Raw genomic sequence first — 13,532 nt, forward strand, 5'->3', positions numbered from 1 at the left:
CAGCCGCTATGAAGAGCCCTCAATCGACCGTTTCCATGGCGGATAAAATTGCCCTGATCGACAGTCTTTGCGCCAAGGCGCGAATTCTGCCGGTGATCACCATCGCCCGCGAACAGGACATTCTGCCGCTGGCCGACGCCCTGGCAGCCGGTGGCTTGACGGCATTGGAAGTGACCCTGCGCTCGGAGCTTGGCCTCAAGGCCATCCAGGTACTGCGCGAGCAACGCCCGGAGCTGTGCACCGGCGCCGGCACCGTGCTCGATCGTCACATGCTGGAAGCGGCGCAAGTGGCTGGTTCGCAATTTATCGTCACCCCGGGCATTACCCGCGACCTGTTGGAAGCTTCGGTACACAGCCCGATCCCGCTGTTACCCGGCATCAGCAACGCCTCCGGCATCATGGAAGGCTATGGCCTGGGCTATCGTCGCTTCAAGCTGTTCCCGGCGGAAGTCAGCGGCGGTGTTGCTGCAATCAAGGCTCTGGGCGGCCCGTTTGGCGAAGTGAAATTCTGCCCGACTGGCGGCGTCGGCCCAGCCAACATCAAGAGCTATATGGCGTTGAAAAATGTGATGTGCGTGGGCGGTAGCTGGATGCTGGATCCCGAGTGGATCAAGAACGGCGATTGGGCCCGCATCCAGGAAGTTACCGCCCAGGCGCTGGCGCTGCTGGATTGATCTGATTCATCGAATCGTTGTTGCTGTGCTTAACGGCATTTTTGCGGTGCACTTGGTCGGTGTACCGCTTTTTTTTGCCTATAGAAAACCTGAGACCAATACAAAACTAAATGTGTGTGCGGGCTTGCCCGCACACATGTTCAACCTGTGTTCAACTCGGTAATCGCCCTAACCAATACATTGATGTCCGCGGTAGAGGTCGCCAACCCTGGCGTCACCCGTATACAGGTGCCGAACGAGGCGCCGACGCGCGTGGTGCTGAACAGGTTGTAATCCTGGAGCAAACGCTGCGTCATCACTTGTTGATCGCGCCCGACAAACTTGAACGCGGTAATCGCGCAATACAACCTTGGATCATCCGGGGTCAGCACCTCAATCCCCGGCAATGTCCGCACCTGGCCTACCCAAAGATCGCGCAAGTACCGCACCCGCGCACCTTTGGCCGCCGCGCCACCCAATGCCCGATGCTCTTCGAGCACCCATGGCAAGGTCATCAATGCCGGAAAATTAGGGGTGCTGTAGGACGTACGCGCACGCACGTCGGTAGCGGGGTAATGAAACTCGCCCATGTCCGGGTCGATATCGGCCAGCCGCTCCGGGGCGATATACAGAAAACCCAGGGTCAACGGCGCGCCGATCCATTTATGTAGGTTGAAGCCGGCAAACTGAATGCCAAGCTCGGCGAGGTTGAACTCAATCTGGCCCAGGGCGTGGGCACCGTCGAGGATCACGTCGATGTCGTGTTCCCTGGCCGCTGTGGCGATGGCTTCGACCGGCATCACCAGGCCGGTACGGTGTGTGACGTGGGTCAGCGCCATCAGCTTCAAGCGTGGGTATTGGGTGAAGGTGTCGCGATAAGTCTGAACAAGGCTGTTGAAGGTGGCCGGATGAGTGTGGGGTATTTCGATTACCTCCACTCCCCGGTGACCGGCCAACCAGCGCATTGCGCCCTTGACCGTGTCGTACTCCAGATCGCTGATCAGTACCTGATCGCCCGGTTGCAGACGGTTGTAGTTGCGGATCAATGATTGCAAGGCTTCGGTGGCATTGCGGGTAAACGCTATAGCTTCTGGATCAGCACCGATCAGTTCGGCCAGTTGGCGACGGATCTCGACATTCGCGCCCTGCTCGAAACGTTGACGCACATAGACGGAGTTGCTGCGATTGATAAAGGCAACGTGCTCTTGATACTGCTCCAGCACTGCACGACTCATGCGCCCGAAGTAGCCGTTCTCCAGGTTGATCGGGCCGGGCTCCAGGTCATAGCCTTGGGCGATCGCCTGCCAATGATGTTCGTTGCGAGCGTTGTCCATTACAGGCTCTCTCAGTGGCGGGGGGCGGGCTTGCCATGTTTGGCGCGCAGTGGCTCCAGCAGTTCGGACAGGCCGTTGTGATCGATTTCTTGCATCAGTGCCAGCAGCCCGCCCAATTCGCCATGGGGAAAACCCTCACGCGCAAACCAGTTCAGGTAGGGGCCGGGCAGGTCGGCAATGATCCGGCCCTTGTACTTGCCAAAAGGCATTTCACGGGTGATCAGCAGTTCAAGTTTTTCGGGATTCATGGGCTTCGGGTGTTTGAGTGAAGACCTGGGGAAAATACAGGCATTCTGCATGAAGGCCAAATGACAGATCATGCAAATAGCGCGTATATAAAGATGGTATTTGTTATTAACCTATTGATTTATAGGTATTTATTGTTATCAATAAACCTGGCATGGCTGCTGCAATCTCTATTGCAACCTTCATCAACCTGCATAAGGAATTGAAACATGACTGATATCAACAAAGAATCGATCGCTGTTCTGAACGACCTGATCCAGACCAGCAAAGACGGTCAGGAAGGCTTCAAGACATGTGCTGAAGACATCAAGCATCCCGAGCTAAAAGCGCTCTTCGTAAAACGTTCGGCTGATTGTGCTACCGCTGCGGCTGAACTGCAGACTGCCGTACGCGCCTTGGGCGGTGATCCGGAAGATTCCGGCAGCGTTGCTGGCGCACTGCACCGTGGCTGGGTCGACGTGAAGTCGATGGTCACCGGCAAGGACGAAGAGGCTGTGTTGAATGAAGCCGAGCGCGGTGAGGACCACGCATTGAAGGCCTACAAGGAAGCGATCGAGAAGATCAACAAGCACAACCTGGTGGGGATTCGTGATCTGGTCGAACGTCAGTTCCATGGTGCACAACGCAACCACGATCAAGTGAAAGCTTTGCGTAACCAGGCACGCGCGCAGTCTTAAGTCCTGCTTGGTAACAAATGTGGGAGGGGGCTTGCTCCCACATTAAAGATCGAAATCAGCCGATGCTGATCGGTGGCAGTTCGGTCAGGGTCACGACCTGCTGTTTGCGCGGTGCGAGGATCTCCGCTTCGCCATCCACCACCAGTTCGTCGCGCTGGTTGAATACTTGAGTGGCAATCCGCACACGGAATTTTGGCAGTTTCTCGAGAATTTCCAGACGTACGGTCAAGGTGTCACCGATTTTCACCGGTTTCTGGAAGCTCATCTGCTGGCCGATATAGATGGTACCCGGCCCAGGCAACTCGCACGCTACGGCTGCACTGATCAAGGCGCCGCTGAACATGCCGTGGGCAATGCGCTCTTTGAACATGGTGGCCTTGGCGAATTCGGCGTCCAGGTGTACCGGGTTGTGGTCCCCGGACATCGCGGCGAACAGCTGGATATCGCGCTCTTCAACGGTTTTGCTGTAGCTGGCCTTCTGGCCAACTTCGAGGGCTTCGTACGGAGTGTTGGTAACCTGGGTCATCTATGAGTACATCCTGTGGCTAATCGATAATTTTAATTTATTGATTTTAAACGAAAATATATCTTGTTTCATTCGCAGCGCGCCTGTCGGGGGCGGGTCACGGTCTGTGCCAGCCACGCCAGCACATCGGCGGTGACTGCATCACGATTGGTTTCGTTGAAGACTTCGTGGCGCGCGTGCGGATAAATGTTCAATTGCAGATTCTGGCAACCGGCGTTTCGCAGAGCCTGGGACAGACTTCTGAGACGCTTGCCTTCACTGACCGGATCACATTCTCCGCCCATCACCAGGATCGGCAGGCCGTGGTCGATCTGCGCGAGATTGGACGCTTTGCTGATTTGCTGCAAGCCGCCTAGCAGGTCGATCCATAGCTGGTTGGTGCAGCGAAATCCGCACAGCGGGTCGTTGATGTACTGGTCGACCTCGACCGGGTCGCGACTGAGCCAATCGAATGCGGTGCGGTTGGGCTTGAAGGCTTTGTTGAACGAGCCAAACGACAGGAACTCAATCAGCGTACTCCGCCCTTTGGGGCCCTGGCGCAGGCGCTCTGCGCGGGCGATCAGGCGTGCTGCGCGGTACAACGCCACTGGCTGGAAATTCGAGCCACTGAGGATTGCCCCATGCAGGCTTGCGCTGTGGTGCAGTAAATAAGCCTGGGCTATGTAGCTGCCCATACTGTGGCCAAGCAGGATTATCGGCACCCCAGGTGCTTGCTGGCCGATGTGCTGATTGAGACTGGCCAGGTCGCCCACTACTTTGTTCCAGCCGTCACGCTCGGCAAACAGCCCCAGGGTACCTTCGTCGGCGGTACGGCCGTGGCCGCGCTGGTCTGGGGCGTATAGGCCATAACCCGCATCACACAGGGCCTGGGCCAGGCGCGCGTAGCGACCACTGTGTTCGGCCATGCCGTGGGCCAGCATGACCAGCGCCTTGGGCGGGCCATCCGGCAGCCATTGATTGACGAACAAACGGCTGCGGTCGTTGGTGGCCAACCAGAAAGTGGAGTGGTTCATGGCGCTTCCTTTGCTCAGGGTCGTTGCAGTGTATAGCTCATGCTTGGACAACCGTCTGATCAGACTCGGCCTCAGGTGCAAGATTCATACAATCAATGACACGGTTTTGTGTATTTGCCTGTTTGGCCATAGCTGCTAACGTCCCCGAAGCTCCGCTTCTCTTAAACAGCAGGAGGCGGCCGGGCACACTCAGGTAAGGGGACAAGAATAATGCAACCTGATTTCTGGAATGACAAACGCGCAAAGGGTGTTTCCAGTGACCTTGACCTGACGGCGTTCAAGTCAGTGATTGAAGTTTTCGAGCGTTCCTGCAAAGCCTTTTCCGATCGTCCGGCATTCAGCAACATGGGGATTACGCTGACCTACGCCGAGCTTGAACGTCAGAGCGCGGCGTTCGCCGGTTACTTGCAACACCAGACCGATCTCAAGCCGGGCGACCGCATTGCGGTGCAGATGCCTAACGTCCTGCATTATCCGATTGCCGTGTTTGGCGCCCTGCGAGCCGGACTGATCGTGGTCAATACCAACCCGCTGTACACCCCGCGGGAGATGCGCCATCAGTTCAAGGACGCGGGCATTCGTGCTCTGGTCTATCTCAATCTGTTCGGTTCGCGGGTCCAGGAAGTGGCCGCTGACACTGAGATCGAATACCTGATCGAGGCGAAGATGGGGGATTTCATGCCCGCCGCCAAGGGCTGGCTGATCAACACCGTGGTCGACAAAGTGAAGAAAATGGTTCCGGCCTACAGCCTGCCACGGGCAGTGTCGTTCAAGCGGGCATTGCGTATGGGTGCAGGCCTGAGCGTCACTAGGCATCCGGTGACCCTGGACGATATAGCCGTGTTGCAATACACCGGCGGTACGACTGGCCTGGCCAAGGGTGCGATGCTGACCCACGGTAACCTGGTGGCAAACATGCAGCAGGTGCGTGCCTGCATGTCGCAAGTCGGCGATGACGGCCATCCGCTGATCAAGGAAGGGCAGGAGGTGATGATTGCACCGCTGCCGCTGTACCACATCTATGCATTCACGGCGAACTGCATGTGCATGATGGTGACGGGCAACCACAACGTCCTGATCACCAACCCCCGTGACATCAGCGGGTTTATCAAGGAATTGAAGAAGTGGCGTTTTTCCGGGCTGCTGGGGCTTAACACGCTCTTTGTCGCGCTGATGGATCACCCAGACTTCAAGACCCTGGACTTCTCCAACCTGAAGATCACCAATTCCGGTGGCACCGCGCTGGTCAAGGCCACTGCCGAGCGCTGGAAACAAATCACTGGCTGCTCCATCGGCGAAGGCTACGGGCTGACTGAAACTTCGCCGGTGGCCAGCACTAATCCTTATGGCAGTCAGTCACGCCTGGGTACGGTGGGTATTCCGGTGCCTGGCACGGCGATGAAAGTCATCGATGATGACGGCAACGAATTGCCCCTGGGCGAGCGCGGCGAGTTGTGCATCCAGGGCCCACAGGTGATGAAGGGCTACTGGCAGCAACCGGATGCCACTGCCCAGACCCTGGACGCCGAAGGCTGGCTCAAGACCGGTGATATAGCGGTAATCGACACAGATGGTTATGTCCGTATTGTCGACCGCAAGAAAGACTTGATCATTGTCTCGGGCTTTAATGTTTATCCCAACGAGATCGAAGACGTGGTGATGGGCCATCCGGCCGTTGCCAACTGTGCGGTGATTGGCGTGCCGGACGAGCGTACCGGCGAGGCGGTGAAACTGTTTGTGGTGGCCCGTGCCGAAGGGGTGAGCCTTGAGGAGTTGAAGGCTTATTGCAAGGCCAACTTCACGGGTTACAAGGTACCCAAGCACATTGTGTTACGAGAGTCGTTACCGATGACACCGGTGGGCAAGATTTTGCGCCGCGAGCTACGCGACATCGCCTGAAGTGAAATAGGCTCAAAAGTGTGGGAGCGGGCTTGCTCGCGAATGCGTTGGTTCAGTCGATATATCGGGTGACTGATTCAGCGCATTCGAGAGCAAGCCTGCTCCCTCATTTGTTATTTTTCGCCCAGTAAGGCCCATTCCAGAGCGGATTTCAGCGATATAGAATTTTTGCTCTAAAAATGACCATTGGATATTCTTGAGTCGTGTTTATGACCGTAGGGCCCTCTTTTGGCTCTAGGCGGCCCTTGGCAAAGCTGCTACTCTCGGCGCGCTTTGTGACGTCTAGGCCTGCTTGAAAGCGCCAGATTCACCTTAGAACACACACACCAATAATAATCGCATCAAATGCGGTGAATGAATTCGCGTCGCTGAGGAGTGGGCTTCCATGATCGAAGACTTTTGGAAGGATAAGTACCCCGCCGGGATTGCTGCAGACATCAATCCAGACGAGTATCCAAATATTCAGGCGGTACTGAAACAGTCCTGCCAGCGCTTCGCCAACAAACCGGCTTTCAGCAACCTGGGCAAGACAATCACCTACGGTGAGTTGTACGAACTGTCCGGTGCCTTTGCCGCGTATCTGCAACAGCATACCGACTTGCAGCCCGGTGATCGAATCGCCGTGCAGTTGCCCAACGTCTTGCAATATCCGGTCGCCGTTTTCGGTGCTATCCGCGCCGGCTTGATCGTGGTCAACACCAACCCGCTGTACACCGCGCGGGAAATGGAACATCAATTCAACGATTCCGGCGCCAAGGCCCTGGTGTGCCTGGCCAACATGGCGCATCTGGCGGAAAAAGTCGTACCCAAGACCTCGGTCAAACATGTGATCGTCACTGAAGTGGCTGACCTGCTGCCGCCGCTCAAGCGGCTGTTGATCAACAGCGTCATCAAGTACGTGAAGAAGATGGTCCCGGCCTATCACTTGCCCCAGGCGATCAAGTTCAACGATGTCTTGGCCAAGGGGCACGGTCAGCCGGTCATCGACGCCAGTCCCGCCAGCAATGACGTGGCGGTGCTTCAATACACCGGCGGGACTACCGGCGTGGCCAAGGGCGCAATGCTGACCCACCGCAATCTGGTAGCGAACATGCTGCAGTGCAAGGCGCTGATGGGGTCCAACCTGCACGAAGGCTGCGAGATCCTGATCACGCCGCTGCCGCTGTATCACATCTATGCCTTCACTTTTCACTGCATGGCAATGATGCTGATCGGCAATCACAATATCCTGATCAGCAATCCGCGCGACCTGCCGGCGATGGTCAAGGAATTGTCGAAGTGGAAGTTCAGCGGCTTTGTCGGCCTGAATACCTTGTTTGTGGCACTGTGCAACAACGAAGGTTTTCGCAAGCTGGACTTCTCGGCCCTCAAAGTCACCCTGTCCGGCGGCATGGCCTTGCAGCTGGCTGCCGCCGAACGCTGGAAAGCGGTCACCGGTTGCTCCATCTGCGAAGGTTACGGCATGACCGAAACCAGCCCGGTCGCCACCGTCAACCCGATCCAGAACATCCAGATCGGTACCATCGGGATTCCGGTGCCGTCGACCCTGTGCAAAGTCATCTCCGATGAAGGCGTCGAGTTGCCGCTGGGGGAAATCGGCGAGCTGTGCGTCAAGGGCCCGCAGGTGATGAAGGGTTACTGGCAGCGTGAGGACGCCACTGCCGAGATCCTCGACAGCGAAGGCTGGTTGAAGACCGGTGATATCGCGATCATCCAGCCGGACGGCTATATGCGTATCGTCGACCGCAAGAAAGACATGATTCTGGTCTCCGGTTTCAACGTCTACCCCAACGAGCTGGAAGATGTGTTGGCGGGGCTGCCGGGCGTGCTGCAATGCGCGGCCATCGGTGTACCGGACGAGAAATCGGGCGAACACATCAAGCTCTTTATCGTGGTAAAGCCGGGCGCGACGTTGACCAAAGAGCAAGTCATGGAACATATGCGCGCCAATGTCACCGGCTACAAGGTGCCCAAGGCCGTGGAGTTCCGCGAGGCGTTGCCGACCACCAACGTCGGCAAGATCTTGCGCCGTGAGTTGCGCGATGAAGAGTTGAAGAAGCTGGGTCTGAAAAAGTAACCTGGCCCCAACAAAAAGCCCCGCACTGCGGGGCTTTTTGTTGGCTGGCGAGGCGCCTACAGGGCAAACTGCGCGAAGCTTACACCTGCGCCGGTAGGGCGCACGTCCTTGAGGAACGAATCCTTGTCTGCGCTCAGCTCCAGGGTGATTTCCGGCTTGCGCTTGTTCGCATTACGCACCACCAACCCCTCAAGTTTCTCGCGCAGGTACACCGTTGGCACTTTCAAGTGCAGCAACCGGTCGGATTCGGCGTCGTGCATCAACAAGTGAATCCACTCGTATTGACCGACACCAATGCGCGCCAATGGCAGGTCGAACCACCAGATATTGCGCTTGCGGTCCAGGTCGGTGAAGTGGCAGTTGTTGACACCGAGCACGGCGCCGCCCAGTTCCAGGTTTCTGCGGGCGATGGCCTGTGTTTTATTGAGTTTCATAACCTTCCTACGGGATCTGTTATTCAGCGTATGAGCCTGAATGTGCCGGGCATTCTCGTGGGTTGGCAGCAAAACATAAAGCCAAACCTTTACCGGGTGATGAAATGCCTGGCGCAAAATAATTGAAACTCTGTCTTGAAGCCTTGGGTCAATTCTACGTAACGATAAAAACCCTTGATTGTTCTTACGGAGAAATACCATGGGCAGTACAGCGGATAAGGCAAAAGGTTTGGCGAACGAAGCTGTCGGCAATATCAAGCAAGGCGTCGGCAAAGCCACGGACAACGACAAGTTACGCGCTGAAGGCGTGCTCCAGGAAAAGAAAGGCGAAGCGCAGCAAGCCGTCGGCAAGACCAAGGATGCAGTGAAAAAAGCCACCAAATAAGGCAACCTGATCTGCTTCAGCGAGTAGGACAGCGGCTATCCACGGATGGCCGTTTTTATGTCACACCCAGTGATTAAAGTTTCGAAATTGTTTCAAGGTCGCCAAATAGGCTACCTTGATGTAGAAAACGGCCCCTGAGTCGCCCACGAACTCAACCTTTTGCGGCGAAAGGAGACGCTATGATTTTTCCGGTATTAAAAGACCTGCCGCTGCACCGTGTGCTGATGCGCACCGTCACCGAATTCCTTGATGACGAAATGCCAACGTACGCCTCGGCACTGGCTTACCAGATGCTGTTCTCGCTGTTCCCCTTCCTGCTGTTTTTGATTGCCCTGATCGGCTTCCTGCACTTGCCGGACTTTTTCAGTTGGCTGCGCCTGCAATCAGAACTGGTACTGCCGCCCCAGGCCCTGGAGCAGGTGAACCCGGTCATCGACCAACTGCAGCAATCCAAGGGCGGTTTGCTGTCGGTGGGTATTGTCATCGCGCTGTGGACTGCCTCGGCAGGCGTACGCCTGATGATGAGCGCAATGAACGCTGCCTATGACGTGGTCGAAGGTCGACCGATCTGGAAGCGTTTCCCGCTGTCGATTTTCTACACCGTTGGCATCGCCGGTATGTTGCTGGCCGCCGCCGCGCTGATGGTCCTGGGGCCGCAGGTGATGGAGTGGCTGGCCAGGCAGATTGGCATGCAGGAGTTCGTGGTCACACTGTGGACCATCGTGCGTTGGCCGTTGATCGTTATCCTGCTGATGTTCGCCGTGGCCCTGATGTATTACGTGATGCCTGACGTGAAGCAGAAGTTTCGCTTCATCACCCCGGGTTCAGTGCTGGCGGTAGTGGTCTGGATCCTGGCCTCGCTGGGTTTTGGTTATTACGTAAAGACTTTCGCGGATTACAACGCCATGTATGGCAGTATCGGCGCGATCATTGTCCTGCTCCTGTACTTCTATATTTCGGCCGCCGTGCTGTTGCTTGGGGCAGAAATGAATGCAGTCATCGAGCATATGTCCGCCGAAGGCAAGGATCCGGGTGAAAAGGACTTTGGTGAACATGACGAAAAACAGCACGTCTCGGGCCTTGGCCGGGACCATTCGATTCCCAAGCCCATTACTGACGAAACCTGACCGATGATCCGTGAAATCCTGAAAATGGGCGATGAGCGCCTGCTGCGTATCGCCCCACCGGTACCGCCGGAGATGTTCGACAGCCCAGAGCTGTGGCAGTTGATTGATGACATGTTTCAGACCATGGAGCATGTGGGTGGTGTCGGCCTCGCCGCGCCGCAGATCGGCGTCGACCTGCAACTGGTGATCTTTGGTTTCGAAAGCAGCGAACGCTACCCGGATGCCCCGGCGGTGCCTCAGACCATCCTGATCAACCCCTTGATCACGCCGCTGAGCCCGCTGCTGGAAGAGGGCTATGAAGGCTGCCTGTCCGTGCCGGGCATGCGCGGGGCAGTGGATCGCTATCAACAGATTCGCTACGAAGGTTTCGATCCCAAGGGCGAGCCGATTGTGCGCGTTGCCGAGGGTTTCCATGCGCGGGTGGTGCAGCACGAGTGCGATCACCTGATTGGTCGGCTGTACCCGTCGCGGATCACCGATTTCAGTAAGTTTGGGTTTATCGAGGTGATGTTCCCGGACATGGACCCGGCGGCTGGCGATTAACCTAGTTGGCCCAGGCCCATCGCGATCATCGGCTTGTTGCGCTTGTAGCGCACCAGGCGTTCGGCCAGCGACTGCGGTAACACGGTCTGCTGGCTGAACCCGATACCTGCATAAAAGCCCTCCAGATCCGGATGACATAGCAGCCACACCGTGCCTTGGGCGGGTGCCACTGCTTGCCGGATCAGCCGCGCCGCCAGCCCTTGGCCGCGATAGGCCGGATCGACAAATACGCCTGTCAGCCATTGCCCACCCACCACCGGGCTCAGGCACAGGCCGGCGACAATCTCGTTGTGCCTGGCGACCCACAACTGTCCGCCTTTGAGGGCCTTCATCGGTGAGTCATGGCGACGATAAAACTTGTTCAACAGCGGCCACAGGGGCTCTGCCAGCAGTTCGATGTGCAACTCGGTCATCATATTTTGTTGAATGTATTCAAGGGGAGGGGATTATAAGTCGGGCAAAGCGCCTTCTGCAGAGTAATAGGTGTTATACCCCTTGCTACATCCCCTGTAAGTGGAGCACGCATCATGGCCAAAGGCATGGATTCAAAGAAAGCCGCGAAGAAGAAACCGGCAAAGACTGCCGATGAAAAACGCGCGGACAAAAAAGCCAAGAAAACCGAAACGGGTTTGTTTGGTCATTGAGTTGATGAGACGGTTTTTTGGGCATGTCCGCTGTCGGGACATGCCCTTGCCCATCAAACGCCCTGATCAGAACTCTCGGCAGCCAGCGCAGCAATCACCGGCGCACGCGCGCCCACCCGCTCTTGAAACTGCGCCAAAGCCGGCCATTGCTGCAGGTCAATGGCAAAAAACGCCGTCCAGCGCAGCACCACGAACAGATAGGCATCGGCCACCGAGAACTGTTTGCCCAGCAAGTAGTCCTGACGCTCCAGCGTCTGCACCAGAATCGCAAAGCGCTTGACCAAGGTTGCCTTGAACAGTGCCTTGACCTCCTCGGGAATCGCCCCGTTGAACAACACGCCCAGCCCGCCGTGAATTTCGCTGGACACAAAGTTCAGCCACTCCTGCAATCGCACCCGCTCCCAACTGCCGTTGACCGGCGCCAGGCTCGCCCCAGGCACTTGGTCGGCGAGAAACTGCAGGATCGCGGCGCCCTCGGTCAATACCTCACCGTTATCCAACTGCAGGGCCGCCACGTAGCCTTTGGGATTTATTTGCAGGTAGTCGGCGCCATCAGCCGTGGTTTTTTGCTGATTGTCGACACGCACCAATTCAAACGGCAGGTCCAGTTCCCGCAGGACGATATGGGCAGCAAGAGAACAGGCGTTGGGGGAAAAATACAGTTTCATGGATTACGGTCCTGAGGAATTTGCGCCAGTGTCCGCGGCGTGGCACCTGGGGTAAAATTAATCTTTCAGAACCATGCCATAAGGACAGCTACTGTCATGATGAACCTGATGCATTGGCGACTGCTGGTGGCCGTGACGGATCACGGCAGCATTACGGCGGCGGCAGCCCAGGTGGGCATGACCCAGTCTGCGGCCAGCCAGGCCATGGCAGGGATGGAGGCGGCCCTCGGCGCGCAGCTGTTCACCCGTGAGAGTCGCCAGACCTTGCCCACGGCCCTGGGCTTGAAGGTGATCGAGCAGGCACGGGTCATGCTGGGTGCCTTGCAGATCATTCGCAGCACGGTGAATGACGCTAGGCCACAGTTGCGCGGGACCATTCGTCTGGCGAGTTTCCCGATGGTGTTGGCAGCATTCCTGCCTCCCATCCTGCGACGCTTCAACCAGTTATATCCAGGCATCGAAGTGACGGCTCTGGAGGTCAGCGACGATGAGGTCAACACGTTACTCGAAGCCGATCTGGTTGACTTGGGGGTCGTGCTCAATCCAGGGCCTGAGCGCAATGCCACCCTGTTGGGGCGTGACAACTGGGTGGCGGTGCTGCCCATGGGGCATGTGCTGTCCCGTCGTTCGGCACACGAGACGGTGTCCTTCGAAGAGTTGGCAGCGCAACCGTTTGTACTGGCGACTGGCGGCTGTACGGTCAATGCCCGTAGCCTGGCTGCCGAAGCGGGGCTTGTGTTGCGTGATGTCCGCGTTGAAGTACGGGAATGGAGCAGTGCCTTCAGCTTGGTGCGTGAGGGCGTTGGTGTGAGCCTGATGCCCGAGATGACTCTGCCGGCCCAGCGCCAGGGCTTGCGCATCATGGCGCTGAGTGTGCCGATCCACCGTGAGTTTGCCCTGGTGGGCTCAAGTACACGGGCGCCGTCGGCTGCGGCAAACGCTTTGTTACAGATGATGGCCGATTAGTGGCCTTGCATAGCGCCATGCCATGTCTATGCTCATCCACAAACCCCATGATGTCGCTCACCCAAGAAAGCGTCAGGATGGTTTTTTGATAGTGGCTGATGCTCACTATTGAAGTTGCGAATAATAAAGCGCGCAGGTCAAGGCGCCGGGAAAAAGGAGATTGAAATTAAATGGACTTGCGTGTGTCGGTTGGAACGGGCCCTGGATAGGGCCGTCAAGAAAAGGATGTCTTGAAAAGAGCGTTGCCTCATGGACTCTCCGATTAACCATCATTTATCGATCGCCTGACACTTGTCCTGTCTCTGGAAGACTGCGTTTGCCTGTGGAAAGTTGTACTGGG

General features: G+C 57.0%; 15 protein-coding genes. 8 read left to right on the forward strand and 7 right to left on the reverse strand.

Translation table 11 applies throughout. The annotated features are described in order from the left end of the window. Positions 1 to 8: 8 nt before the first annotated feature. Positions 9 to 674, forward strand: a complete 666-nt coding sequence (locus OQ460_RS06220) for a bifunctional 4-hydroxy-2-oxoglutarate aldolase/2-dehydro-3-deoxy-phosphogluconate aldolase (protein WP_410020990.1) — start codon at positions 9 to 11, stop codon at positions 672 to 674. Between the two features lie 140 nt (positions 675 to 814). On the opposite strand, the gene OQ460_RS06225 is transcribed toward OQ460_RS06220, so the two are convergent. Together OQ460_RS06225 and OQ460_RS06230 are read right to left on the reverse strand one after the other, a co-directional pair. Beyond that, on the reverse strand, positions 815 to 1,987 hold the full coding sequence (locus OQ460_RS06225) for an aminotransferase class V-fold PLP-dependent enzyme (RefSeq protein ID WP_410020991.1): 1,173 nt from the start codon (positions 1,985 to 1,987) through the stop codon (positions 815 to 817). An 11-nt stretch (positions 1,988 to 1,998) separates the two neighbouring features. Continuing rightward, on the reverse strand, positions 1,999 to 2,235 hold the full coding sequence (locus OQ460_RS06230) for a DUF3820 family protein (RefSeq protein WP_003213031.1): 237 nt from the start codon (positions 2,233 to 2,235) through the stop codon (positions 1,999 to 2,001). 207 nt (positions 2,236 to 2,442) lie between these two features. On the opposite strand from OQ460_RS06230, the gene OQ460_RS06235 reads away from it, so the two are divergent. After that, a complete protein-coding gene (locus OQ460_RS06235; RefSeq protein ID WP_410020992.1) occupies positions 2,443 to 2,910 on the forward strand; it encodes a ferritin-like domain-containing protein in 468 nt (155 codons plus the stop codon). Between the two features lie 55 nt (positions 2,911 to 2,965). On the opposite strand, the gene OQ460_RS06240 is transcribed toward OQ460_RS06235, so the two are convergent. Together OQ460_RS06240 and OQ460_RS06245 are read right to left on the reverse strand one after the other, a co-directional pair. Further along, positions 2,966 to 3,436: a MaoC family dehydratase gene (locus OQ460_RS06240; RefSeq protein ID WP_410020993.1), complete on the reverse strand. Its 471-nt coding sequence runs from the start codon at positions 3,434 to 3,436 to the stop codon at positions 2,966 to 2,968. A 68-nt stretch (positions 3,437 to 3,504) separates the two neighbouring features. Continuing rightward, positions 3,505 to 4,449 carry an alpha/beta hydrolase gene (locus OQ460_RS06245; RefSeq protein ID WP_410020994.1) on the reverse strand — a complete coding sequence of 315 codons (945 nt, stop codon included), beginning with the start codon at positions 4,447 to 4,449 and terminating at the stop codon, positions 3,505 to 3,507. A 210-nt stretch (positions 4,450 to 4,659) separates the two neighbouring features. Between OQ460_RS06245 and fadD2 the strand changes: the two genes are divergently transcribed. Both fadD2 and fadD1 read left to right on the forward strand, forming a co-directional pair. Then, on the forward strand, positions 4,660 to 6,348 hold the full coding sequence (gene fadD2 / locus OQ460_RS06250; RefSeq protein WP_410020995.1) for a long-chain-fatty-acid--CoA ligase FadD2: 1,689 nt from the start codon (positions 4,660 to 4,662) through the stop codon (positions 6,346 to 6,348). 385 nt (positions 6,349 to 6,733) lie between these two features. Continuing rightward, on the forward strand, positions 6,734 to 8,425 hold the full coding sequence (fadD1, locus tag OQ460_RS06255) for a long-chain-fatty-acid--CoA ligase FadD1 (RefSeq protein ID WP_410020996.1): 1,692 nt from the start codon (positions 6,734 to 6,736) through the stop codon (positions 8,423 to 8,425). Between the two features lie 56 nt (positions 8,426 to 8,481). Here fadD1 and OQ460_RS06260 read toward each other — a convergent pair whose 3' ends face one another. Further along, complete coding sequence (locus tag OQ460_RS06260) at positions 8,482 to 8,859, reverse strand: hypothetical protein (RefSeq protein ID WP_410020997.1); 378 nt, start codon at positions 8,857 to 8,859, stop codon at positions 8,482 to 8,484. 199 nt (positions 8,860 to 9,058) lie between these two features. On the opposite strand from OQ460_RS06260, the gene OQ460_RS06265 reads away from it, so the two are divergent. The 3 genes from OQ460_RS06265 (at position 9,059) to def (ending at position 10,914) form a co-directional block, all read left to right on the forward strand. Beyond that, positions 9,059 to 9,244 (forward strand): CsbD family protein, encoded by a 186-nt coding sequence (locus OQ460_RS06265; protein WP_410020998.1) that lies wholly within the window; start codon positions 9,059 to 9,061, stop codon positions 9,242 to 9,244. A gap of 179 nt (positions 9,245 to 9,423) precedes the next feature. After that, entirely contained in the window at positions 9,424 to 10,371 is a 948-nt protein-coding gene (locus tag OQ460_RS06270) for a YihY/virulence factor BrkB family protein (protein ID WP_410020999.1), read from the forward strand. Positions 10,372 to 10,374: 3 nt separating this feature from the next. Next, positions 10,375 to 10,914: a peptide deformylase gene (def, locus tag OQ460_RS06275; protein WP_410021000.1), complete on the forward strand. Its 540-nt coding sequence runs from the start codon at positions 10,375 to 10,377 to the stop codon at positions 10,912 to 10,914. Here def and OQ460_RS06280 read toward each other — a convergent pair. Both OQ460_RS06280 and gstA read right to left on the reverse strand, forming a co-directional pair. Then, the gene (locus OQ460_RS06280; protein WP_410021001.1) at positions 10,911 to 11,327 is read right to left on the reverse strand and encodes a GNAT family N-acetyltransferase; all 417 of its coding nucleotides are present in this window, start codon (positions 11,325 to 11,327) and stop codon (positions 10,911 to 10,913) included. The two genes, def and OQ460_RS06280, sit on opposite strands and share 4 nt — an antisense overlap. 284 nt (positions 11,328 to 11,611) lie before the next feature. Further along, positions 11,612 to 12,226: a glutathione transferase GstA gene (gstA, locus tag OQ460_RS06285; protein ID WP_410021002.1), complete on the reverse strand. Its 615-nt coding sequence runs from the start codon at positions 12,224 to 12,226 to the stop codon at positions 11,612 to 11,614. Between the two features lie 96 nt (positions 12,227 to 12,322). On the opposite strand from gstA, the gene OQ460_RS06290 reads away from it, so the two are divergent. Continuing rightward, positions 12,323 to 13,192, forward strand: coding sequence for a LysR family transcriptional regulator (locus OQ460_RS06290; RefSeq protein ID WP_410021003.1), 870 nt, complete (start codon positions 12,323 to 12,325; stop codon positions 13,190 to 13,192). The last annotated feature ends 340 nt before the right edge of the window (positions 13,193 to 13,532 follow it).

The organism is Pseudomonas imrae (assembly GCF_046352735.2).
In the GTDB taxonomy this organism is placed as follows: domain Bacteria; phylum Pseudomonadota; class Gammaproteobacteria; order Pseudomonadales; family Pseudomonadaceae; genus Aquipseudomonas; species Aquipseudomonas imrae.

Coding starts and splice junctions, on each gene's coding strand:
- fadD2 (WP_410020995.1), top strand. CDS start 4,660: ATGCAACCTGATTTCTGGAATGACAAACGCGCAAAGGGTGTTTCCAGT.
- gstA (WP_410021002.1), bottom strand. CDS start 12,226: ATGAAACTGTATTTTTCCCCCAACGCCTGTTCTCTTGCTGCCCATATC.
- OQ460_RS06280 (WP_410021001.1), bottom strand. CDS start 11,327: ATGACCGAGTTGCACATCGAACTGCTGGCAGAGCCCCTGTGGCCGCTG.
- fadD1 (WP_410020996.1), top strand. CDS start 6,734: ATGATCGAAGACTTTTGGAAGGATAAGTACCCCGCCGGGATTGCTGCA.
- OQ460_RS06230 (WP_003213031.1), bottom strand. CDS start 2,235: ATGAATCCCGAAAAACTTGAACTGCTGATCACCCGTGAAATGCCTTTT.
- OQ460_RS06220 (WP_410020990.1), top strand. CDS start 9: ATGAAGAGCCCTCAATCGACCGTTTCCATGGCGGATAAAATTGCCCTG.
- OQ460_RS06245 (WP_410020994.1), bottom strand. CDS start 4,449: ATGAACCACTCCACTTTCTGGTTGGCCACCAACGACCGCAGCCGTTTG.
- OQ460_RS06235 (WP_410020992.1), top strand. CDS start 2,443: ATGACTGATATCAACAAAGAATCGATCGCTGTTCTGAACGACCTGATC.
- OQ460_RS06240 (WP_410020993.1), bottom strand. CDS start 3,436: ATGACCCAGGTTACCAACACTCCGTACGAAGCCCTCGAAGTTGGCCAG.
- OQ460_RS06290 (WP_410021003.1), top strand. CDS start 12,323: ATGATGAACCTGATGCATTGGCGACTGCTGGTGGCCGTGACGGATCAC.
- OQ460_RS06270 (WP_410020999.1), top strand. CDS start 9,424: ATGATTTTTCCGGTATTAAAAGACCTGCCGCTGCACCGTGTGCTGATG.
- OQ460_RS06260 (WP_410020997.1), bottom strand. CDS start 8,859: ATGAAACTCAATAAAACACAGGCCATCGCCCGCAGAAACCTGGAACTG.
- def (WP_410021000.1), top strand. CDS start 10,375: ATGATCCGTGAAATCCTGAAAATGGGCGATGAGCGCCTGCTGCGTATC.
- OQ460_RS06225 (WP_410020991.1), bottom strand. CDS start 1,987: ATGGACAACGCTCGCAACGAACATCATTGGCAGGCGATCGCCCAAGGC.
- OQ460_RS06265 (WP_410020998.1), top strand. CDS start 9,059: ATGGGCAGTACAGCGGATAAGGCAAAAGGTTTGGCGAACGAAGCTGTC.